The sequence below is a fragment of the Kineococcus sp. TRM81007 genome (genome assembly GCF_022669155.1).
GTDB lineage: Bacteria > Actinomycetota > Actinomycetes > Actinomycetales > Kineococcaceae > Kineococcus.
In genome coordinates this window covers 1-21,922 of sequence record NZ_JALBVB010000019.1, presented here as the reverse complement: position 1 = coordinate 21,922, position 21,922 = coordinate 1, and the positions used below count along the sequence as shown (strand labels likewise).

Here is a 21,922-nt window from a genome sequence, read left to right as displayed (position 1 = left end):
GCGGGCCCGCTCAGCCCGGGCCGCGCTGCACGCCGTCCAGCCAGGCGAACGCCTCGCGCTGCATCGCCGCGTCGAAGCGGTGGCCCGTCTCGTGCACGGAGGCGGTGAAGGCGCCCGGCGCACCGGCGGCGGCGTAGCGGGCGGCGATGCGCTCCACGCCGCGGCGCACCCCGGCGGGCGGGAACAGCTCGTCGTGCGCACCGGCCTGCACCAGCAGGGGCAGCGGGGCCCGCGCGGCCACCACGTCCGGCCAGTCCCCCACCCGGCCCAGACCGGGTGTCACCAGCACCCACGTGTGCCGGTGCAGGTGCTCCGGCAGCGCCTCGCGCAGCGTGCTGACCATGCAGGTGACGACGACGGCTGAGGCGGGGGCGCCCAGGGCGGCGGCGGTGGCGGCGCGGGCCCCGCCGCCGGACAGGCCCAGCAGCGCCACCCCGCCGGGCGCGGTGCCGGGGTGGGCGGCGAGGACGCGGGCTGCCAGCAGGTCCTCGCGGGCGGCCAGGCCCGCCCAGGAGGTGCCCAGCACGCCCAGGGCCTTGGCGACCGCGTCCTCGGCGGGCCCGGCGTGCACGTCGTACTCCAGGGCCTCGTCGTCCAGGGCCTCGCCGGCGGCGCGGCGGGCGTCCAGCTCCAGGCGGGCGGTGCGCTCGCCGCGCTCGGGCATCGCCTCCACCGGCAGGCGCCGGCTGCCCCAGCCGAAGCCGTCGTGCACGAGCACGGACCGCCCGGTGCGGGCGAGGTCCTCGGCCACGGCCCGCCCGTCGTACAGCTGCTCGCGCACGTCGCGCAGCAGCGGGTGGGCCGGCTGCCCGGAGGCGCCGTCGGCGAGCTTGTCCAGGCCGAACCGCTTGACGCCGCCGTGGCAGTGCAGCGCCAGGGCCCCGGGCAGCGGGCCGCCCTCCCCGGCGGGGCGCAGCAGCCGGCCGGCCGCGCGGGGGCCGAACCCGGCGTCCCAGCTCAGCTCGGTGCCGTCCAGGCCGTCGCGCGTCCAGGTGCCCTCCACGCGCACCGCGGGGTCGGGTTCGTCGTCCGGCAGGCCGACGGCGGCGCGCAGCCGCCGGGAGACCTCCTCGCCGCCGGGCTCGTCGGCGCCGAAGAGCGGCCAGGAGCGCTCCAGCACCTCCACCAGCCCGTCGAAGGCGCCGAGGCGCCCCAGCGCGGCGGGGGCGGGCGCCGGCGCACCGCTCCCCCGCCCCGTCGTGGTCCCGGAACCCACCGCGGGCACCTCCTCGTCCTCGCGACCGCCGGCCCCGGCGATCCGGTCCCGGCACCGTACCCACCGGGCAGGACGTGGGGAACTCCCCCAGGTAAGCGGTTTCCGGTAGGGTCGGGCCATGCCACCGACGATGACGTCGCACGGTTCCACCCCTCCGCCCCCGGCGCCCGGGGAGGTCGCGCCGTGAGCACCGACAGCCCCGCCGCCCCCCTCGCCCGCACCGCCCCCCACCCCACCCCGCCACCGGTGGCGCTGACCGTCGCCGGCACGGTCGTCGCCACGCTCGACGACGGCTCCGCGATGCCGGCGACCGACTCCCCCCGCCCGCACCTGCACCCCGTGCGCACGCTCGCGGGGACCCCGGTGAGCGACAGCGCCCCCGCCGACCACCGCCACCACCGCGGCGTCGGGCTCGCCGTGCCCGACGTGGACGGCACCAGCCACTGGGGCGGGCGCACCCACGTGCGCGGGAAGGGCTCCACGATGCTCGGCAACCACGGCGCCCAGCACGTCGTGGACCAGGACGGCGACGGCGCCGGCGCCCTGCGCCAGCTCGTCACCTGGTGCGACCGCGCCGGGCGCGAGCAGCTCCGCGAGGAACGCCGGCTGCGCGCCGTCGCCGCCCCCGGCGGCTGGCGCCTGGACTGGACGTCCGTGCTGCACGCCCCGCGCCCCCTCACCGTCGGCAGCCCCGCCACGAACGGGCGCCCCGGGGCGTTCTACGGCGGCTGGTTCTGGCGGACCCCCTTCGACGGCGCAGGCACCCTCGTCGCCGGCGGCACCGGCACCGCGCACGCCCACGGGTCGCGCTCGCCGTGGCTGGCGGTGACCGCGCCCGGCGCGTGGCTGCTGGCCGTGCAGCACGGCGAGGCGCTGCCGTGGTTCGTGCGCACCGAGGAGTACACGGGTTTCGGCCCCGCCCTGGCGTTCGACGCGCGCCGCGAGGTCGGCCCGGAGGAACCGCTGCGCGTGCGGCTGAGCGTGCTCGTCGCCGACGGACCCGCCCCCGCCCCGGGGGCGGCGCGCGCCGCGGCGCTCGGCCTGCTGGCGACGGGGGTGGACGCGTGAGCACCACCACGTCCCCGGCACCGGCGGGCACGGCCGCCCCGCCCGCCGCCCCGCCGTCGGTGGCCGTGGTCGGCGTCAACGGCCACGGCCGCAGCCACCTCGAGCGCGCGCTCGCGGCCGACGCGGCGGGACGGCTGCGGCTGGCGGCGGTCGCCGACCCGCGCCTGGAGGACCTGCCGGACCTGCCGGCCGGCACCCGCCGGCACCACGACCTCGGCGACCTGCTGCGCGACGGCGCCCCCGACGTCGTGGTGCTCAGCACCCCGATCCACACGCACGCCGCGCTGGCGACCGCCGCCGTGCGCGCCGGCGCGGACGTGCTGCTGGAGAAGCCCCCCACCGCGACCGCGGCGGAGTTCACCGAGCTGAACGCCACCGTCGAGGCCGCCGGCCGGCTGTGCCAGGTGGGGTTCCAGAGCCTGGGCTCGACGGCCGTGCAGCACGTGCGGCAGCGGGTCGCCGACGGCCGGGTCGGCGAGGTCACCGGGTACTCCGCAGCCGGGTGCTGGGTGCGCACCCGCGCCTACTACCAGCGGGCCCGCTGGGCCGGGCACCGCCACCTCGACGGCCGCGTCGTGGCCGACGGGGCGCTGACGAACCCGCTCGCGCACGCGGTCGCCAGCGCCCTCGCGGTGGCCGGGGCGCAGCGCGCCGAGGACGTCACCGGTGTGGAGACGGACCTGTTCCACGTCCACGACATCGAGGCCGACGACACCTCCACCGCCCGGGTGCACCTGGCCGGCGGGCACGAACTGCTCGTCGCGGTGACGCTGTGCGCGGCCGAGCGCGGCGAGCCGTTCGTCGCGGTGGAGGGCACGTCCGGCCGGATCACCCTCTACTACACGCTCGACACGGTCGTGGAGGAGGTGCCGGGCCGGCCGCCGCTGGTCACCCGGCACGGGCGCACCGACCTGCTGACGGACCTGCTCGCGGCCCGGGCGCACGGCACGCCCCTGCTCTCGCCGCTGGCGGACTCGGGCGGTTTCACGCGCGTGCTGGAGGCCGTCGTCACCGGCCCGGCGCCGAGGCCGGTGGCCGAGGGGTTCTTCGAGCGCCTGGAACTGCCCGGGGGCGACGAGGGGCGGCGGCTGACCGGGGTGGAGGAGGCGGTGGCGACCGCCCTGCGCGAGCGCTCCACCTTCAGCGAGCTCGGGTTGCCCTGGACGCGGTGAGCGCGGCGGGACCTGCCTAGGCTGTGCCGCGGTGCGCCGGGAAGCCTGGTCGGCAGCGCCGGGCGGCCGCCCGGCGCTCCCCGCGACGCCTCCCGGAGGAACCCCGTGAAGCTCCTGCTGCTCACCGCCGGGACCCGCGGCGACGTCGAGCCCTTCGCCGCGCTCGCGCGGCACGCCGTGCGCTCGGGCGCCGAGGTCGCCCTGGGCGTGCCCGACGAGGCGGTGGCCGGGCTGGCCGACGTGGACGCCTTCGGGCTCGGCGTCGACTTCTCGCGGCTCGTGGGCGCGCAGGGCGTCTCACCCCTCGCCGCTGCCCGCGCGGTGCGGACGACGGTGCGGCCGGGGATGCGGCGGATGCTGTCGTCCGCGGTCCGGGCGGTGCTCGAGCACCGGCCCGACGTGGTCGTGCACCACCCCAAGGTCCTCACCGCCCCCCGCGCGGCGGACGCGGTCGGCGTCCCGCACGTCGTCGTCGAGACGGTGCCGACGCTCACGCCCACGCGCGCCTTCCCCATGCCGGGGACGACCGCCCGGGACCTGGGGCCGCTGAACCCGCTCACCTACCGCGCGGCGTCCGCGGCCGCGCGGCTGTTCGCGCGGGAGGTGGCCGAGGCCTGCGCACCCCTGGGCGGCGCGGGCGCGGGGCGGGCGCCGTCCCCGGCGGCCGCCTCGCTCGTGCCGGTCAGCCCCCACCTGCTGCCCCCGCCCGCGGACTGGCCGGCGAGCGTCGTCACGACCGGTGCCTGGACCTCCCCCGGGCGCTCGCCGGAGCCCGGGCCGGCGGTGCGCGAGTTCCTCGACGCGGGGCCGTTCCTGTACGCCGGTTTCGGGTCCATGGCCGCCGGCGACCCGGTGCACCGCGCCCGCGCCGTCGTCGCGGCCGCCCGGGCGCACGGGCTGCGCACCCTGCTCGTGACGGGGTGGGGCGGCCTGGAACAGCCCCGCGGGGAACGGGCCCCGGACGTCCTCGCCGTCCCCGCCGTCCCCCACGACGCCGTCCTGCCCCGGGCCTCGGTCGCGGTGCACCACGGCGGGGCGGGGACCGTCCACGCGGTCGCCCGGGCCGGGGTGCCCTCGGTCGTCGTCCCGTTCACGGCGGACCAGCCGTTCTGGGCCGCGCTGCTGCACCGGCGCGGGCTGGCGTCGCGGCCGGTGCGCCCCCGCCACCTCGACACCGCCCCGCTGACCGCCGCCGTGGCGCAGGCGCAGGCCTGCCACCGCACGGCGCAGGAGGTCGCGCGCGCCGTGCGCACCGACCGCGGGGCCGAGGAGGCGTTGCGCGTGCTGGAGCGCGTGGTGCGCGCAGGGGGCGGTGGGGTCAGCCGTTGACGGCGCCGGCGGCCCGCGGGCGGTTCAGCCCGCCGCCACCACCGCCGGCGCGGGACCGGCGGGACCCGCCGGTCGCGCGGAGCGCACCACCAGCGGCACCGCCGCGCCGGCGCCGGCGAACAGCACCGCCAGCACCGCCCAGCCCGCGGCGCCGTGGTCCACGGCGGTCGCGGTCACCAGCAGCGGGGCGGCCGCCGCGCTCAGCGAGTACCCGGTCTGGCTGACCCCCTGGTAGGCGCCCGGCCGGCGCGGGTCGGCCAGCTCGAACGACAGCCCCCACGCCCCCGCCTCCCCGCGCACCTCCGCCAGGGCGTGCACGAGGGCGGCGAGGACCAGCAGCGCCACGGCGACGAGCGCGCCGCCCGCCGCGGAGGCGGCGTACAGCGCGCACGCCAGCGCCAGCAGCGCACCCGACAGCGCCACCGCCCGCGCCGCGGTCGGCACGTGGTGGGTGCCGCGCGAGGCGCGCACCTGCAGGGACGCCACGAGCACGGTGTTCAGGACCATGAGCAGGGACACCGTCACCGCCGGGGCGTCCGTGCGCGCCGCGATCCACAGCGGCACCCCCACCGTCTGCAGGCCGAAGTGCAGGCCGACCACGGCGTTCAGGGCGGTCAGCGCCAGGTAGCGCCCGTCGCGCAGCGGGGAGCGCCCCGCGTCCGCGCCCACCCCGCTCCCCCCGCGCCGCGGCGGGGCGGCCACCCGGCCGGCCAGGGTGCGCAGCGGCGCGCACGCCAGCAGGGTGAGCAGCCCGGTGCCCACCAGGGCCGCGGAGTACGCGGCCGCGGTGCCCACCAGCAGCGCCAGCGCGGCGACGCAGGTGCCCAGGCCGATGGAGACGTTGACCACCACGTGCAGCCGGGCGCGCACCGCCACCCGCTCCGGGCCCGGGAAGGCCCCCGCGAGCACCGCCGAACGCGCGGTGCCCTGCACGGCGCGGCAACCGACCGCGGCGCAGGCGACGAGCGTGAAGGCCACCGGGTCGCGCACCAGCGCGTAGGCCAGCAGCGCCAGACCCTGCCCGGCCGTGGCGACGGCCAGCACCCTGTGGGCGCCGACCGCGTCGCACAGCCGCCCGGCGAGCAGGGCCGCCAGGACGCCGACCGCCCCGGCGATCGTCAGCCCCAGGCCCACGGTGGTGGCCGGCAGCCCCGCCACGCCGGTGAAGAACAGGGCGCTGACGCTGTAGAAGACGCCGTTGGCGGCGGAAGCGGCGGCGGTGGAGGTGGTCAGGGCGCGGGCGATCGGGTCGGCCGGGCGCAGGGCAGCGGTGAGGGAGGACGGCACGGGCACGGCCCCGTTGTGCCAGGAGCCAGCCGCCCCCCTCCAACGATGTAGCGTCCGACTCCATGGTCGTGCGCTACGAGCTGACCGGCATGGACCTCGGCGAGGTGCGCTTCGCCGTCTCCCCCCTCAACGAGCTCACCCTGTCGCTGCGCTCGTTCCGCGACCCCGGCCGCTACCCGCTGCACCTGCCGTGGCTGCACGAGGTCGACGCCGCGCGCGACGAGCTGGACTCCGCCGCGCTGCTGGCGCTCACCAACGACCTGCTGTGGACGCCCGACCTGCTCACCCCCCGCCCCACCTCCCCGCTGACCCGCGTCGACGAGCAGCTCGACGCGCTCGCCGCCGCCGACCCGCGCGCGCTGGCCGCGGAGCTCGCGCACCTGCACGACGGCCGGGTCCCCGCAGCGCTGACCGGCCCGCCCGCCGCCGTGCTGCGCCGCGCCGTCGCCGCGCTGCGCGGCTACTGGGACGCCTGCTTCGCCGCCCACTGGCCGCGCCTGCGCGCCCTGCTGGAGGCCGACGTCACCCACCGCGCCCGCGAGACCGTCCAGCACGGCAGCGCCCGCATGTTCGCCGGCCTGGCCGACGGGGTCCGCCTGGCCGACGGCGTCGTGGAGGTGCGGCTGCGCTCCCCGGTGGAGTACACCCGCAGCACCGCCGGCGACGGCCTCACCCTCGTGCCGTCGGTGTTCTGCCGGCGCGCCTCCACACCCGTCTCCGCCGCCGAGGCCCCCGTCCTCATGTACGGCGCCCGCGGCGTCGGGACCCTGTGGCGGCCGCGGCGCCCACCGGCCCCCGCGGCGCTGGCGGACCTGCTGGGCCGCACCCGCGCCGAGCTGCTCACCGAGCTCGCCGCACCGGCCTCCTCCACCGAGCTCGCCGCGCGCCGCGGCGTCACCGTGCCGGCGGTCAACCAGCACCTGCGGGCGCTGCGCGCCACCGGCCTGCTGGACTCCGAGCGGCACGGGCGCTCCGTGGTGTACCGGCGATCGGAGCTGGGCGACGCCCTCGTGGGGTGACCCGCCGGCGTGCCCCATCTCACGGTCGCCCGGGGACGCCGGCGGGCACGGACCCGCCGCGGCGGCCGCTACGGTCGGTGCGGTGCTGGTGCCGGCGGTGGGGCCGGCGAGCGGGAGCCGGCTGCAGCCGGGTGAGGAGACGGACATGAGCACCGACCGGACGACCCACGTGGTGGAGCCGCGGTACGCGCGCACGTGGCTGCTGGTGAACGCCGCCCGCCCCGAGCTGTTCGACACCGCGGCCCGCTCCCGCACCGACCAGGTCGTGCTCGACGTCGAGGACGCCGTCGACCCCAGCCGCAAGGAGACCGCCCGCGAGAACGTCGTCGCGTGGCTGCGCGCCGGCGGACGCGCGTTCGTGCGCATCAACGACGTCACCACCCCCCACTGGCGCGACGACGTCGAGCAGCTGCACGGCACGCCGAACCTGCTGGGCGTGGTGCTCGCCAAGACGGAGGCCGGCGAGCAGGTCACCGCCACGTCCGAGGCCCTCGGCGGGGAAACCCCCGTGGTGGCGCTCGTCGAGTCCGCCCTCGGCATCGAGGAGGCGCGCTCCATCGCGTGCGCGCGCGGTGCGTTCCGCCTCGCGTTCGGCTCCGGCGACTACCGCCGCGACACCGGCGCCAGCGCCGACGACCTCGCGATGGCGTACCCGCGCAGCCGCCTCGTCGTCGCCAGCCGCATCGGTGGGCTGCCCGGCCCGGTCGACGGCCCCACCGTCGGCGGCGGCCTGCCGGAGCTGAGGGAGAACTCCTCGGTGGCCGTGTCCCTGGGGATGATGGGCAAGCTGTGCCTGGACGCCGACCAGGCCCCCGTCATCAACGAGGTGATGAGCCCCACCGCCACCGACGCCACCTGGGCCAGCGACGTGGTGGAGAACTTCGAGAAGAACGGCGGCGTGGTCCGCGACGGTTCCGACCTGCCCCGCCTGGGCCGTGCCCGGCGCATCCTGGAGCTCGCCGAGGCGTTCGGCATCCAGCCGCTGTGAGGCGCGGGGCGGCGGCCCCCGGCCGCCGAGCTGGGGCCTCCCGTCCCGGAACGGCAGGCCGAACGGGTGGGGGCGGCGAGCCCCCTCCGGAGGTCAGCTGTGCGCCTCCAGCACGCGGCGGGCGAGGCCCGCGAGCTCCTCGCGCACCCGGGCCGGTCCCAGCACCACCACGTCCGCGCCCAGCGCCAGCAACTGCCCGGCCGCGACCGCGGGTTCCTCCAGGGTGAACCGGGCCGTCCACCAGCCCGCGGCGTCCGGTTCCCCGGCGCCCGCCAGCGCCTCGGCCGCCACCTGCTCGCCGAGGACCGACGGCAGGGCCCGCCACCCCCGCGCGGACAGTCGCGCGGTGACGACCACGCCCCCCAGCGAGCGCTCGAACTGCGCCGAGGACGCCGCCCACCACGCGGCCAGGTCGAAACCCCGCGGCCGCTCGAAACGCCCCGGCAGGAGCTCCGCCCCGCGGACGCGGGCCACCCGGTAGGTGCGCACCCTCCCCTGCGAGGACGCCACCAGGTACCAGACCCCGGCCTTGAGGACCAGGCCCAGCGGTTCCAGCGTCCGCTCGGAACCGGTCCCCACCGGGCCGTAGGCGAGGCGCACCGGCGACTGCTCCCACACCGCCCGCGCCAGCACCGTCAGCTCCGGGGTGTCGTCCTGGGCGCGGAACCAGCCGGGTGCGTCGAGGTGGAACCGCTGCGCCAGGGCACCGGCGCGTTCGCGCAGCTCCTCCGGCAGGGTGGCGCTCACCTTCGCGTGCGCCGCGGCGACCGCCCCGTCCAGCCCCAGCGCGGCCAGCGCCGGCGGAGCGGTGAGGGTGAGCAGTGCGACCGCCTCCCTGGACGTCAGCCCGTCCAGGTGCGAGCGCCAGCCGTCGACGAGCCGCACGCCGCCGCCGCGGCCGGGTTCGCTCCAGATCGGCACACCCGCCTCCCGCAGCGCCGCCACGTCCCGGTGGGCGGTGCGCACCGACACGCCCAGGTCGCGCGCCAGTTCCGGCACCGTCACCGCGCGGCGCCGCTGGAGCTGGAACAGCAGGGCCACGAGCCTCTCGGACCGCACGGGCACATCCTGCCCGGGAACCCTGACGGCACCTGTCAGGGTTCGGCGCGAGGGTGGCCGCATGAGCGAGCAGAGCACCCCGTGGACCCCGCCCGACCTGACCGGCCGCGTCGCCCTCGTGGCGGGCGGTACCCGCGGCGCCAGCCGCGCGATCGCCGTCGAGCTCGGCCGTGCCGGGGCGACGGTGTGGGTGACCGGCCGCTCCAGCGCCGCCGCCCGCTCCGAGGTGGGCCGCCCCGAGACGATCGAGGAGACCGCCGCCCTCGTCGACGCCGCCGGCGGCCGCGGCGTGCCGGTGCGCTGCGACCACCTCGACCCCGCGCAGGTGCAGGCGCTGGCCGCGCGGGTGGACGCCGAGCACGGCCGTCTCGACGTCCTCGTCGACGGCGTCTGGGGCGGCGACCACCTGATGACGTGGGGGGCGCCGGTGTGGGAGCACGACCTGGCCGCGAGCCTGCGGATGCTGCGGCTGGGGATCGAGTCGCACGTCGTCACCGCGCACGCGCTGCTGCCCCTGCTGCTGCGGGAACCCGGTGGCCTCGTGGTGGTGATGACGGACGGGACCGCCGAGCACAACTCCCGCTACCGCACCGGCACCACCCTGGCGTTCCACGTCGCCAAGGCCGCCTCGCACCCGCTCGCGGTGGCGCTGGCCGCGGAGACCGCCCCGCACGGCTGCACCGCCGTCGCGCTGACACCCGGGTGGCTCCGCTCGGAGGCGATGCTCGAGGGGTTCGGCGTCACGGAGGAGAACTGGCGCGACGCCCTGGCGCAGGAACCCCACTTCGCCATCTCGGAGTCGCCGACCTTCACGGGCCGGTGCGTGGCGGCGCTGGCCACCGACCGGCAGCGGTCGAGGTTCTCCGGCCGCACCCTGGACTCCGGTTCCCTGGCGCGCGAGTACGGCATCGACGACGTCGACGGAAGCCGCCCGGACGGGTACCGGTACGTCGCGGAGGTGCTGCTGGCCGGCCGCCCCGCGGACACCACCGGGTACCGCTGAACCCGGTGGCGCCGGTCAGGCACCCCCGTTCCCCCTCGTCGTCCTCCGGCCGGGCACCTGCCCGGTGGGGTTCCGGGGAAACCTCCTCATGTCCAGGTGAGGGCCCGTGCGGGATCTTCCAGGACGGCGGCGATGTCGGCCAGGGCCCGCGAGCCGCTCTCCCCGTCGAGCATCCGGTGGTCGAACGACAGGCTCAGCGTCGCCAGGTAGCGGGGTTTCACCTTGCCCTTGTGGACCCAGGGCTTCTGCGCGATCTTGCCGACGGCCAGGATCGCGGCCTCCCCCGGGTTGAGGATGGGGGTGCCGGTGTCGATGCCGAACGTGCCCACGTTCGTGATGGTGATGGTCCCCTCGGCCAGGTCGGCCGGCTGCGCCTTGCCGTCGCGGGCCCGGCCGGCCACCTCCCCGAGGGAGACGGCGAGCTGCTTCAGGGTCATCTCGTCCGCGTCCTTGACGTTCGGCACGAGCAGCCCGCGCGGCGTGGCCACCGCGATCCCGAGGTTCACGTAGTTCTTCACCACGATCACCTGGTTGTCCCCGTCCCAGGTCGCGTTGATGTCGGGGTTGCGACGCACCGCCACCAGCAGCGCCTTCGCCACCAGCAGCAGCGGCGAGACGCGCACCCCGGCGAACTCCGGGTCCTCCTTCAGGCGGCGCACCAGCTTCATCGTGCGGGTGGCGTCGACCGTGGTGAACACCGTGACGTGCGGGGCGGAGAACGCGCTCTCCACCATCGCCGCGGCCGTGGCCTTGCGCACGCCGCGGATCGGCACGTGCCGCTCCCGCTCGTGCCGGTCCTCGCGGCGGGCCGGTTCCGCGGGTGCGGACGGGACCAGGGCCAGGACGTCGGCGCGGGTGACGGTCCCGCCGGGGCCGGTGGGGGTGGCGTCGGCGAGGTCCACGCCGAGGTCGCGGGCGAGCTTGCGCACCGGCGGCTTGGCCAGGACGGGGCCGCTCGCCGGGGCGGCGGGGGCCTGCGGCTGCTCCGGCCGCGGGGCGGGGGGAGCGGCGCGGCGGCGGCGGGCGGTGCTCTCCCGGGTGCCGTAGCCCACGAGCGTCGCGCCCGAGGACTCCTCGCCCACCGCCCCCCCGGAGGCGGCGGACCCGGAGGGCTCCGCGGGCTCGGCGGGTACCGCGGGCCCGGCGGGTTCCGCTCCGGCCGCGGCGTCGCCGATGACGACGATGTCCGACCCCACCTCGACGGTGCTGCCCTCGGCCGCCAGCAGCTGCACGACGGTGCCCGCGTACGGGCTGGGCAGTTCGACGAGCGACTTGGCGGTCTCGATCTCGACGAGGACGTCGTTCACGGCGACGGTGTCGCCGGCCCGGACCTTCCACGACACGATCTCGGCCTCGGTGAGTCCCTCACCCACGTCGGGCAGGGCGAACCGCTGGTGCACAGGGTCCCCTTCGGGTTCTTCGGGTTCGTCGGTCTTCTCGGCGCCCGGGGTCCCCGGGGCGCCGTCGGTGCGGGGTGCACCTCAGGCGGCGAGCGCCTGCTCCACGGCGTCGAGCACCCGGTCCACCGTGGGCAGGTAGTGCTCCTCCACCCGCGCCGCCGGGTACGGCAGGTGGTACCCGCCGACCCGCTTCACGGGCGCCTCCAGGGAGTAGAAGCACCGCTCGGTGACCTGCGCGGCGAGTTCCGCACCGGTGCCGTGGGACAGCGGCGCCTCCTGCACGACGACGAGCCGGCCGGTGCGCCGCACCGACTCCGTGACGGTGTCCACGTCCAACGGGGAGATGGAGCGCAGGTCCACGACCTCCAGCTGCGTGCCGTCCTCGGCGGCCTCGGCGGCGGCGTCCAGCGCCAGCTTCACCGTGGGCCCGTACGCCACGACGGTGGCGTCGGTGCCGGAGCGCAGCACGCGCGCCCGGTGCAGGGACGTCACCTCACCCGGGGCCAGGGCGGTGTCGACGTCGCCCTTCTCCCAGTAGCGCCGTTCCGGTTCCAGGAACAGCACCGGGTCGGCGGAGGCGATGGACTGCTGCACCGTCCAGTACGCGTCGTGGGCGCTCGACGGGTACACCACGCGCAGACCGGGGACGTGCGCGAACAGCGCCTCGGGGCTCTCGGAGTGGTGCTCCACCGAGCCGATGCCGCCGCCGGCGGGCATGCGGATCACCACCGGCACGGACAGCCGGCCGCGCGAGCGCGCCCGCAGCTTCGCCAGCTGGGTGACGATCTGGCTGAACGCGGGGTACACGAAACCGTTGAACTGGATCTCGCACACCGGCCGGTACCCGCGCAGCGCCATGCCGAGGGCGGTGCCGACGATCCCGGCCTCGGCCAGCGGCGTGTCGAGGACGCGGTCCTCGCCGAAGTCCTTCTGCAGGCCGTCGGTGACGCGGAAGACGCCACCGAGGCGGCCGATGTCCTCCCCCATCAGCAGGACCCGCGGGTCCCGCTCCATCGCGGCCCGCAGGCCGGCGTTGATCGCCTTGGCGATCGGCATGCGCTCCATCAGCGGTCCCTCCCGGCGGTGGCGTGCTGCTCGTCCTGCTCGTGGCGGGCCCAGGCGGCGAGGAACTCGTCGCGCTCGGCCACGACCTGCGGGTGCGGCTCGGCGTAGGCGTGCTCGAACATCGACGCCGGTTCCGGGTCGGCCATGTCCTGCACCCCGGCGCGCAGCCGCTCGGCGAAGGCGTCGGCCTCGGCGGCCAGCCGCTCCTCGAAGGCGTCGTCGAGCACGCCCTCGGCGCGCAGGTGGGCGCGGAAGCGGTCGATCGGGTCCTTCTCGCGCCAGGCGTCGACCTCGGCGGCGTCGCGGTAGCGGCCGGGGTCGTCGGCGGTGGTGTGCGCGCCCATCCGGTACGTGTACGCCTCGACGAACGTGGGGCCACCGCCGGAGCGGGCGCGCTCCAGCGCGGAACGGACCACCGAGAGCACCGCCAGCACGTCGTTGCCGTCGACGAGGACCCCCGGCACGCCGGCCCCCTCGGCGCGACGGTGCAGCGGCACGGTCGACTGCTGGCGCACGGGTTCGGAGATCGCCCACTGGTTGTTCTGGCACAGGAACACCACGGGCGCGTTGTAGACGGCCGCCCAGTTCAGCGCCTCGGCGGCCTCGCCCTGGCTGGTCGCGCCGTCGCCGAAGCACGCGACGACGGCGGTGTCGCGGGCGGGGTCACCGGTGCCGACGGCGCCGTCGCGCTGCACGCCCATCGCGTAGCCGACGGCGGGCAGCATCTGCGCGGCGATGACGAGCGTGTACGGGTGCACGCCGTGCTCCACGGGGTCCCAGCCGCCGTGGTCGACACCGCGGAACAGGCTCAGCAGGTGCAGCGGGTCCACCCCGCGCGCCAGCAGGAAGCCGTGGTCGCGGTAGCTGGGGAAGACGTGGTCCTGACGGCGCAGGGCGCGTGCGGCGCCGACCTGCGCGGCCTCCTGGCCGCGGCTGCCCGCCCACAGGCCCAGCTCGCCCTGCCGCTGCAGGGCCTCGGCCTCGGCGTCCAGGCGGCGCAGCAGCACCAGGTCCCGCAGCACCTCCAGCGCCTCGGCGGGCTCCAGGTGCACGTCGTGGTCCGGGTGCGCGCGCCGGGCGCCGGTGGCGTCCAGCAGCTGCACCATCTCCTCGCCGCGGGCCGGGCCGGCCGCTGCGTCGGTCACGTGCTCCTCCTCCGTCGGACGGTCCTGGTGGCGGTTCGACGCACCGCGCCAACCTACGGTTCCGTACCTTACGGCCCCGTACCTTACGCGAGGGTAGGTCTGAGCACGAGGCGTGCGCCGCCCCACGGACGAGCCCGGGCAGCCAGCTGCCGACCCGGGGCGTCGCCAACGCCCTGTTCCGCCACGAGGTGCAGGCGCTCGTCGGCCGCGGCTCGCCGCGCCGGAGCGGGAACGGCGAGAGCGGCGGTGCGACTGCCGGGTCGAGACCGGCGCGTCAGCGCAGGCGGGCCGCCACGTCCAGGAAGCGGGAGTTCGCCGCCGTCTCGGCGACGGTGACGCGCACCCCGTCGGTGCCGTAGCCGCGCACGGACAGCCCCTCGGCGCCGAAGGCGTCGACGAGCGCGGCCGTGCGCTCGCCGCTGGGCAGCCACACGAAGTTGCCCTGCGCGTCGGGCACCTCCCAGCCCTGCTCGCGCAGGCCGTCGGCCACCCGGTGCCGCTCGGCGACCAGCGCGGCGACCCGCTCCATCAGCTCGGCCTCGGCCGCCTGCTGCAGGGAGGCCACGACCGCCGCCTGCGCGATGCCGGACACCCCGAACGGGGTCGCCGCCCGCCGCAGCGTCGCGGCCACCTCCGGGTGGGCCGCAGCCACCCCGGCACGCAGCCCGGCCAGCCCGTACGCCTTGGAGAAGGTGCGCAGCACCACGACGTTGGGGTGGGCGTCCAGCAGGTCCACGCCGTCCGGGACGTCCGGGTCGTCCACGAACTCGCGGTAGGCCTCGTCGAGCACGACCAGCACGTCCCCGGGGACCCGCGCCAGGAAGTCGGCCAGCTCACCGGAGCGGATCGCCGGGCCGGTGGGGTTGTTCGGCGAGCACAGCAGCACCAGCCGGGTGCGCTCGGTGACGGCCGCGAGCATCGCGGGCAGGTCGTGGCGGGCGTCGGCCGTCAGCGGCACCGGCACCGGCGTGGCACCGACGATGCTCGCGGCGATGGGGTACGCCTCGAACGAGCGCCAGGCGAAGACGACCTCGTCGCCGGCCTCGCAGGTGACCTCGACCAGCTGCGCGAGCAGCCGCACGCTGCCGGTGGCCGCCACCAGCCGCTCGGGCGCCACGCCCCAGCGCGCCCCGACCGCCTCGTGCACCGCCCGCGCCGCCGGGTCGGGGTAGCGGTTGACCTCGGCGGCCGCCCGGGTGATCGCCGTCAGCACGCTCGGCAGCGGCGGGTACGGGTTCTCGTTGGAGGAGAGCTTGAAGACCTCCACGCCCTCGCGCACGGCGGGCGGCCTGCCGGCCACGTAGGCGGGCACCCGCGCCATGTTCGCCCGCAGGCGCGGGAGGAGCTCGGCGGCGCTGGAGGTCGGCACGCGGCCAGCTTAGGACCGGACCGCGCTCCCCGGACCGCGCACCCGGACGGCCCCACCGGGGCGGCGGGCGCGCCCGCCGGTGCGCGGGTACGGTCGCCTGGCGGCAGCGTCCCGGCCGGCCCAGGGTCCGGCCCGTGCGCCCACCCGCCCCGCACCCACCACGAGCAGCTGGACGGTCCCCATGCGCGACGGCAGCCCCGAGCCGACCCCGGAGATGGTCGACGTCGAGGACGACCCCTCGGTGCTGCGCTCCACGTTCGCGCTGTTCCCGTCGGGGGTGGCGGCGATCTCCGCGGTCGTCGACGGCGAGCCGGTGGTGCTGGTGGCCTCCTCCTTCCAGGTGGGCATCTCCCTGGACCCGCCGCTCGTGCTGTTCGCCGTGCAGCACACCTCCCGGAGCTGGCCCAGGCTGCGCGCCGCGCCCCGCCTGGGGGTGTCGGTGCTGGGTGAGGCCCACGACGGCGCGGCGCGGCAGCTGGCCTCGAGGGCGGCCGACCGCTTCGCCGGCATCGCGACGACGACGACGGCCGGCGGCGCCCACCTCGTGCACGGCGCACCGGTGTGGATGGAGTGCAGCGTGCACTCGGAGGTCCCCGCCGGCGACCACGACGTCGTCCTGCTGCGCGTGCACGCCACCGGCACCGCCCCCGACACCGAGCCGCTCGTCTGGCACGGCTCCTCCTTCCGCGCCCTGACCCCGCGGGCCGGTTCCTGACCGGTTCCCGGCGGCTCCCGGCGGCGGGTGGTCACGACCGCTCCGCCCGGTAGTCGAAGACGTCGACGCGCGCCCCGGGCGCGTCGAGGAAGGCCGCCGCGGAGGACCGGTAGGCCACCAGGGCCTCGTCGGTGCTGGCGTCCACCAGCGCGGCGGTGTCCAGGTACGTGCGCCACCCGTGGGACGTCAGCGGGTCCTTCGCGACGTCCGCGGCGAAGTCCGGGTCCTCCCCCACGTCGCGCCGCACCACGGTGCGCGAGCCCGACGCCTGCGCGGCACGCCCGTCCAGCGCGGGCACCACGTCCCCGGTGTGCTCCAGGGAGAGCACCCGCACCTCCTCCGGCACCTCGATGCCGTCCACCGGCGAGCCGGCGGTGATCACGTGGGTGACGAGGTAGCGGGCGCGGAACGCCTCGTCGGCGGCCAGGGCCGCCACGGTCAGACCGCCCTGGCTGTGCCCGGCCAGCATCACCGGCTCCCCCGCCCCGACACCGGCCCGCCGCATCGCCTCGGCGACGGCCGCGGCGGTGGCGGTGGGCTCACCGGCCACGGCCCGCAGGTTGGTCGTCAGGTCCATGGGGGTGCCACCGGCCGACGGCAGCGGTGTCCAGTCCTGCGTGCCGGGCACCTCGACGATCCACGCCCGCCGCCCGTCCGCGCCCGTGACCCGCTCCAGCCGGACGGTCCCCGGCTCCGGCGTGCCGGCCGGGGGCATACGGTCGCCCACGGAGCCCGCCGGGCCGTGCGGGGCGAAGCCGGTGGACTGGTGCGCCACCCCGTCGAGGACCTCCGCGATGCCCCGCGGCGGCCGGGTCGGCACGGCCCGCGACGCGGCGGGCACCACCCGCACCGCCGTCTCGCGGAACAGCGGCCCGAACGCCCCCAGCGCCGTGAAGACCCCGGCGAGCTCCGTCGCCCCCGCGTGCGGCTGCAGCACCTGCGGGGCGAGCACGGTGAGCCCCACCCCCAGCGCCGGCACCCGCCCGGACGCGGCCCCCAGCACCGCGGGCGTGGTGGCGACGGCCTCCTGCACCAGCCACGGGTGCCGCGCGAGGAGCAGCCCCACCCGCTGGACGTCGGCGCGGACGCGGTCGTCGACGGCGCCGTGCTCCTCCGCCGCGATCACCGCCAGCGCCTCCAGGTCCACCTCACCCGTGGCGGCGACCTGAGCCAGCGCCCGCACCAGCACGGCGTCCTGCGCCTGCGCGGTGCGCAGCGCGACGTCGGCCGCGAGCGCGCCCGCCGCCCCGGCCGCCAGCGCCGGTGCGGCTCCCACGACGACCTCGGCGGCGGCGCGACGCGCGACCTGCACGACGGCCGCCACGGCCTCCTCACCCACCCGGTAGCGCAGCGACGCCGTGCGCAGCAGCCCCGCGAGCAGCAGCACCCGTGCCGCCAGCGGCGCCGCAGCCCCCCGCCCCAGCAGCAGCTCACCCAGCGCCCGCCCCGCCGGGACCCCGGTGGCCGGCGCCAGCGGGACGCTCAGCAGCAGCGCGGGGTCCAGCGCGACGCCCGCCAGGTCCGCGCCGCACGCGACCACGTCCGCCGCCGCCCCCGCCAGCACGCCGGCGGCGGCGTCCAGCACGTCCGGGTCGACGGCGACGGCGCCCGCGCTGACGGTCAGGGCACCGCTCACGCCGCACCCGCCAGGGGGCCCGCACCGGGGGCGGTCGCGACCCCGAGCGCCGCGACGGCGGCCCGGTGGGCGGCGAGGCGGCCGGCGGCCTCCTCGCACGCCGCGGCGACGGCCCCGGCGCCGCGGGTCAGCTCCGCCAGGCGCGAGCGGAAGGCCGCGGCGCTCGCGCCGTCCCACTCGACGCCGTCCACCCCGACGAGTCGGGCGTGGACCTCCTGCACCCGGGAGCCGGCCCGGGCGACCTCCCGCGCCAGCTCCGCCAACCGCTCCTCGCCCAGTCCCGCTCCCACGCCCGCTCCTCCTCCTCCGGCCGGCTGCGGCCGGTGCTCGTCCCGCCGGGACGCTAGGGCGGGCCTCGCCCGGCACCGGCCCCGCGGGCACCCCCTGTGGAGGACCGGCCCGGTGGCCGGCTTGTGGAGCGCCGGGCGAGCATGGGGGCGTGGGAAGCGGACGGGAGTTCCTCAAGCGGGCGGGCTCGGCGCCACCGGGAGCGCTGGCGGCCGAGGCCGCCGGCCTGGCGTGGCTGGCGGAGGCGGGCGGTGCGGCCGTCTGCCCCGTGCGCGAGGTGCGCCCGGACGCGCTCGTGCTCGACCGCGTGGAGGAGGTGCCCGCCTCCGCGGCGGCCGCGGAGGCCCTCGGGCGCGACCTCGCCACCACCCACGCCGCCGGCGCCGACCGCTTCGGCGCCCCTCCCCCCGGGGTCACCGGCGACGCCTGGATCGCGTCGCTGCCGTTGCCGATGAGCCCGTCGCCCGAGCCCTGGGGCACCTTCTACGCGGCCCGGCGGCTGGAGCCGTACCTGCGCACCGCCCGCGAGAACGGCGCCGTGGACGCCGGGGGCGCCGCGCTCGTGGAGCGCGTCTGCGCGCGACTCGCCGACGGCGACGAAGCGCTCGTGGCCGGTGCCGGGCGACCCGCCCGCCTGCACGGGGACCTGTGGTCCGGCAACGTCCTGTGGTCCCCCGGCGGCGCGGTGCTCATCGACTGCGCCGCCCACGGCGGCCACCCCGAGACGGACCTGGCGATGCTGGCGCTGTTCGGGCTGCCGCACCTGGACCGGGTGCTCGCCTCGTACACCGAGGCGGCGGGCACCGCCGACGGCTGGCGCGAGCGGGTGCCGCTGCACCAGCTGCACCCGCTGCTCGTGCACGCCGCCCTGTTCGGCGGCGGCTACGGCGCGCAGGCCGTGCGAGCCGCCGAGCGGGCGCTGGCCCTGTGAACGCGCCCCCCGCAGCGCTGTTCGAGCACCCCGTGGACCTGGTGCACCTGCTCGTCTCCCCGGAGCACGCCTACTTCGGCCGCCCGCGGGACGGTGCCGCCGACGTGCCCACCCACGACCTCGGCGAGGTGGAGGTGGTGGCCGGCAAGGGCGTGCGCGGCGACCGGTTCTTCGGCAAGGCCGCCCACATGGACGCCGCCGTGACGTTCCTCGCGATCGAGGCGTGGGAGGCGGTCGCCGCGGACCTGCGGCTGCCCGCGGTGCCGGACCCGCTGCTGGCGCGGCGCAACCTCGTCGTGCGCGGCGCCGAGCTGGACCCGCTGCGCGGGCACGAGTTCGAGCTGGTCACCGCCACCGGGTCGGTGCGCTTCCGCGGCGGGCGGCCGGCGAACCCGTGCGCGTGGATGGACCGCGTGGTCGCCGACGGTGCGCATCGGGCGCTGCGCGGGCGCGGCGGCCTGCGCTGCACGCCGCTGATCGACGGCCGCCTGTCCCGCGGGCCCGCCGTGCTGCGCTCACCGGTGCCGCTGGACCCCTCCCGCGCCGGCGAGGCCGTCCTGCGCCGCACGCCCCTGCCCTGAGCCCGGCGCACGCGCGGGCGGCGCCCGCGGCCGTGGGACCATGACGCCGTGACCGCAGCCGACGTGGACCTCACCCCCGCCAGCCTCGGAGAACCGGCCCTCGGCCCCCTCGACGGCCGCTACCGCCGATCCGTCGCACCGCTGGCCGAGCACCTCTCCGAGGCGGCGCTGAACCGGCGCCGGGTCCACGTCGAGGTCGAGTGGCTCATCCACCTCGGCACGCACGACGTCGTGCCGGGCGTGCGCCGCCTCACCGGGGACGAGGTGGCGCTGCTGCGCACGCTGCCGCTGCGCTTCGACGCCGCAGCCGTGGAGGAGCTCGCCGAGATCGAGCGCGTCACCGTCCACGACGTCAAGGCCGTGGAGTACTGGATCAAGCGGCGCCTCGAGGGCACGTCGCTGACCGACGTGGCCGAGCTGGTCCACCTGTTCTGCACCAGTGAGGACATCAACAACCTCTCCTACGCCCTCATGGTGCGCGACGCCGTGCACCGGGTCTGGCTGCCCGCGGCCACCGGTCTCACCGACGACGTGGCCCGGATGGCGCACGACCTGCGCGACCTGCCGATGCTCAGCCGCACCCACGGCCAGCCCGCGACGCCGACGACGCTCGGCAAGGAGCTCGCCGTGCTCGCGCACCGGCTGCGCCGCCAGCTGTCCCGCGTGGGCCGCGCGGAGTTCCTCGGCAAGTTCAACGGCGCCACCGGCACCTACGCCGCGCACCGCACCGCCGTGCCCGGCACCGACTGGCCGGCGGTGTCGAAGGCGTTCGTGGAGTCCCTGGGCCTGACGTGGAACCCGCTGACCACGCAGATCGAGTCCCACGACTGGCAGGCCGAGCTGTACGCGGACGTCTCCCGCTTCGGCCGGGTGCTGCACAACCTCTGCACCGACGTGTGGACGTACATCTCCTACGGCTACTTCGCGCAGGTGCGCGGTCAGGGGACCGTCGGGTCCTCCACGATGCCGCACAAGGTGAACCCGATCCGCTTCGAGAACGCCGAGGCCAACCTCGAGGTCTCCGGCGGGCTGTTCCGGGTGCTGGAGGAGACGCTGACGACCTCCCGCCTGCAGCGCGACCTCACCGACTCCTCCACGCAGCGCAACATCGGTGTCGCCTTCGGCCACTCCCTGCTGGCGATCGAGAACGCCCGCAAGGGCCTGGCCGGCCTGGACGCGGTGCCCGCCGCACTGGCAGCCGACCTGGACGCGACGTGGGAGGTCCTGGGCGAGGCGGTGCAGTCGGTGATGCGCGTGCACGGGCTGCCCGAGCCGTACGAGCGGCTCAAGGAGCTCACCCGCGGCCGCAGGGTGGACCAGTCCAAGCTCCGCGAGTTCGTCGCGGACCTGGGACTGCCGGACGGCGAGGCCGCGCGCCTGTCGCTGCTCACGCCGGGCGACTACACCGGCGACGCCTCCGCGCTGGTGGACGTGCTCGACGAGCCGCGCGCCTGAGGTGCGCGCCGTCCTCGTCGAGGAGTTCGGGGTCCTCCCCCGCGTGGCGGAGGTCCCCGACCCGGTGCCCGCCCCGCACGGGGTGGTCGTCGCCGTCGAGGCGACGGGGGTGTGCCGCAGCGACTGGCACGCCTGGCAGGGGCACGACGAGGACGTGGAACTGCCGCACGTGCCCGGTCACGAGTTGGCCGGCACCGTCGTGGCGGTCGGTGCGGACGTGCGCGGCTGGCGTCCCGGGGACAGGGTCACCACCCCGTTCGTCACGGCCTGCGGCACCTGCCCGGAGTGCGCCACCGGGCAGCAGCAGGTGTGCCGCGCGCAGACGCAGCCCGGCTTCACCGGCTGGGGGTCGTTCGCCGAGCTGGTGGCCCTGGACCACGCGGACGTGAACCTGGTCCACCTGCGCGACGACCTGCCCGCCGGCGCGGCCGCGGCGCTGGGTTGCCGGGTCGCGACGGCGTTCCGGGCGGTCTCGGACGTGGGCCGGGTGCGCCCGGGTGAGTTCGTCGCCGTGCACGGCTGCGGCGGCGTGGGCTTGTCGGCGGTGGCGCTCGCCGCCGCCGCTGGTGCGCGGGTCGTCGCCACGGACCTGTCTCCCGCCGCCCGGGCGCTGGCCCTGGCCTTCGGGGCCGAACACGTGGTCGACCCCGCCGACGGTTCCGTCACGACCGCGGTCGAACACCTCACCGGCGGCGGTGCTCACGTGTCGATCGACGCGGTGGGCTCGCCAGCGACGTGCGAGACGTCGGTGCGCTGCCTGCGTCGCCGGGGTCGCCACGTGCAAGTGGGGCTGTTGCCGGCTGCGGCGGGCCGGGCCTCGGTGCCGATGGACCGCGTCATCGCGCTGGAGCTGCAGGTGCTCGGCAGTCACGGCATGGCCGCCCACGACTACCCGCGCCTCATGTCGCTGGTGACGTCAGGCACCTTCCCCCTGGACCGCCTGGTGGGCCGCGAACTCCCGCTGGAGGCGGGTCCCCGGGCGTTGAGCGAGCTGGAGCGTTCGGAGACCGCCGGCATCACCGTGCTGCGACCCTGACCCCGCGCCCGCGGGGCCCGTGACGTGGAAGCCGCGCCCGCCGTGCTCGGTGTTCGCCCCCGGGAGGGGGCGCCGCGAAGGCCACGAGATGGCCCTGAACGCGTGAAAGGCCCTGCACCCCCCACCACAGCAGGGAACACAGGGCCTTTCACCACCTCAC

General features: G+C 77.4%; 20 protein-coding genes. 11 read left to right on the top strand and 9 right to left on the bottom strand.

The window, feature by feature from the left end:
• Positions 1 to 10: 10 nt before the first annotated feature.
• Positions 11 to 1,216 (bottom strand): hypothetical protein, encoded by a 1,206-nt coding sequence (locus tag MN205_RS00575; RefSeq protein WP_242123272.1) that lies wholly within the window; start codon positions 1,214 to 1,216, stop codon positions 11 to 13.
• Between the two features lie 183 nt (positions 1,217 to 1,399).
• Here MN205_RS00575 and MN205_RS00570 point away from each other — a divergent pair, with 183 nt between their 5' ends.
• From MN205_RS00570 to MN205_RS00560, 3 genes are all read left to right on the top strand, one after another.
• Positions 1,400 to 2,284, top strand: coding sequence for a PmoA family protein (locus tag MN205_RS00570; protein ID WP_242123270.1), 885 nt, complete (start codon positions 1,400 to 1,402; stop codon positions 2,282 to 2,284).
• A complete protein-coding gene (locus MN205_RS00565; protein WP_242123269.1) occupies positions 2,281 to 3,456 on the top strand; it encodes a Gfo/Idh/MocA family protein in 1,176 nt (391 codons plus the stop codon). The genes MN205_RS00570 and MN205_RS00565 overlap by 4 nt, the downstream gene beginning before the upstream one ends.
• A gap of 105 nt (positions 3,457 to 3,561) precedes the next feature.
• On the top strand, positions 3,562 to 4,785 hold the full coding sequence (locus MN205_RS00560) for a glycosyltransferase (RefSeq protein WP_242123267.1): 1,224 nt from the start codon (positions 3,562 to 3,564) through the stop codon (positions 4,783 to 4,785).
• A 24-nt stretch (positions 4,786 to 4,809) separates the two neighbouring features.
• Here MN205_RS00560 and MN205_RS00555 read toward each other — a convergent pair whose 3' ends face one another.
• The gene (locus MN205_RS00555) at positions 4,810 to 6,078 is read right to left on the bottom strand and encodes an MFS transporter (RefSeq protein WP_242123265.1); all 1,269 of its coding nucleotides are present in this window, start codon (positions 6,076 to 6,078) and stop codon (positions 4,810 to 4,812) included.
• A 56-nt stretch (positions 6,079 to 6,134) separates the two neighbouring features.
• Between MN205_RS00555 and MN205_RS00550 the strand changes: the two genes are divergently transcribed.
• Complete coding sequence (locus MN205_RS00550; RefSeq protein ID WP_242123263.1) at positions 6,135 to 7,091, top strand: DUF5937 family protein; 957 nt, start codon at positions 6,135 to 6,137, stop codon at positions 7,089 to 7,091.
• 145 nt (positions 7,092 to 7,236) lie between these two features.
• Positions 7,237 to 8,079: a CoA ester lyase gene (locus tag MN205_RS00545; protein ID WP_242123261.1), complete on the top strand. Its 843-nt coding sequence runs from the start codon at positions 7,237 to 7,239 to the stop codon at positions 8,077 to 8,079.
• A 93-nt stretch (positions 8,080 to 8,172) separates the two neighbouring features.
• Here the strand turns inward: MN205_RS00545 and MN205_RS00540 are convergent, their stop codons facing one another.
• On the bottom strand, positions 8,173 to 9,138 hold the full coding sequence (locus MN205_RS00540) for a YafY family protein (RefSeq protein ID WP_242123259.1): 966 nt from the start codon (positions 9,136 to 9,138) through the stop codon (positions 8,173 to 8,175).
• A gap of 61 nt (positions 9,139 to 9,199) precedes the next feature.
• Here MN205_RS00540 and MN205_RS00535 point away from each other — a divergent pair, with 61 nt between their 5' ends.
• Positions 9,200 to 10,141, top strand: coding sequence for an SDR family oxidoreductase (locus MN205_RS00535; RefSeq protein ID WP_242123257.1), 942 nt, complete (start codon positions 9,200 to 9,202; stop codon positions 10,139 to 10,141).
• Between the two features lie 86 nt (positions 10,142 to 10,227).
• Here the strand turns inward: MN205_RS00535 and MN205_RS00530 are convergent, their stop codons facing one another.
• The 4 genes from MN205_RS00530 to MN205_RS00515 form a co-directional block, all read right to left on the bottom strand.
• Positions 10,228 to 11,541, bottom strand: coding sequence for a dihydrolipoamide acetyltransferase family protein (locus MN205_RS00530; RefSeq protein ID WP_242123253.1), 1,314 nt, complete (start codon positions 11,539 to 11,541; stop codon positions 10,228 to 10,230).
• A gap of 81 nt (positions 11,542 to 11,622) precedes the next feature.
• A complete protein-coding gene (locus MN205_RS00525; protein WP_242123252.1) occupies positions 11,623 to 12,606 on the bottom strand; it encodes an alpha-ketoacid dehydrogenase subunit beta in 984 nt (327 codons plus the stop codon).
• The gene (gene pdhA, locus MN205_RS00520; protein WP_242123250.1) at positions 12,606 to 13,751 is read right to left on the bottom strand and encodes a pyruvate dehydrogenase (acetyl-transferring) E1 component subunit alpha; all 1,146 of its coding nucleotides are present in this window, start codon (positions 13,749 to 13,751) and stop codon (positions 12,606 to 12,608) included. Before pdhA ends, MN205_RS00525 begins: the two co-directional genes overlap by 1 nt.
• A 274-nt stretch (positions 13,752 to 14,025) precedes the next feature.
• Entirely contained in the window at positions 14,026 to 15,072 is a 1,047-nt protein-coding gene (locus MN205_RS00515; protein ID WP_374115799.1) for a histidinol-phosphate transaminase, read from the bottom strand.
• A gap of 229 nt (positions 15,073 to 15,301) precedes the next feature.
• Between MN205_RS00515 and MN205_RS00510 the strand changes: the two genes are divergently transcribed.
• Complete coding sequence (locus tag MN205_RS00510) at positions 15,302 to 15,835, top strand: flavin reductase family protein (RefSeq protein ID WP_242123246.1); 534 nt, start codon at positions 15,302 to 15,304, stop codon at positions 15,833 to 15,835.
• A 31-nt stretch (positions 15,836 to 15,866) separates the two neighbouring features.
• On the opposite strand, the gene MN205_RS00505 is transcribed toward MN205_RS00510, so the two are convergent.
• Together MN205_RS00505 and MN205_RS21350 are read right to left on the bottom strand one after the other, a co-directional pair.
• Positions 15,867 to 17,471, bottom strand: coding sequence for a hypothetical protein (locus MN205_RS00505; RefSeq protein WP_242123244.1), 1,605 nt, complete (start codon positions 17,469 to 17,471; stop codon positions 15,867 to 15,869).
• A complete protein-coding gene (locus MN205_RS21350; protein WP_242123242.1) occupies positions 17,468 to 17,761 on the bottom strand; it encodes a hypothetical protein in 294 nt (97 codons plus the stop codon). The genes MN205_RS00505 and MN205_RS21350 overlap by 4 nt, the downstream gene beginning before the upstream one ends.
• A gap of 149 nt (positions 17,762 to 17,910) precedes the next feature.
• Here MN205_RS21350 and MN205_RS21345 point away from each other — a divergent pair, with 149 nt between their 5' ends.
• The 4 genes from MN205_RS21345 to MN205_RS21340 are packed head-to-tail and all read left to right on the top strand — an operon-like array spanning position 17,911 to position 21,762.
• On the top strand, positions 17,911 to 18,690 hold the full coding sequence (locus MN205_RS21345; protein ID WP_242123240.1) for a fructosamine kinase family protein: 780 nt from the start codon (positions 17,911 to 17,913) through the stop codon (positions 18,688 to 18,690).
• Positions 18,687 to 19,271: a molybdenum cofactor biosysynthesis protein gene (locus MN205_RS00490; protein ID WP_242123238.1), complete on the top strand. Its 585-nt coding sequence runs from the start codon at positions 18,687 to 18,689 to the stop codon at positions 19,269 to 19,271. Before MN205_RS21345 ends, MN205_RS00490 begins: the two co-directional genes overlap by 4 nt.
• A gap of 48 nt (positions 19,272 to 19,319) precedes the next feature.
• Complete coding sequence (gene purB, locus MN205_RS00485) at positions 19,320 to 20,726, top strand: adenylosuccinate lyase (RefSeq protein ID WP_242123236.1); 1,407 nt, start codon at positions 19,320 to 19,322, stop codon at positions 20,724 to 20,726.
• A 1-nt stretch (position 20,727) separates the two neighbouring features.
• Positions 20,728 to 21,762, top strand: a complete 1,035-nt coding sequence (locus MN205_RS21340) for a zinc-binding dehydrogenase (protein ID WP_242123234.1) — start codon at positions 20,728 to 20,730, stop codon at positions 21,760 to 21,762.
• Positions 21,763 to 21,922 lie beyond the last annotated feature (160 nt).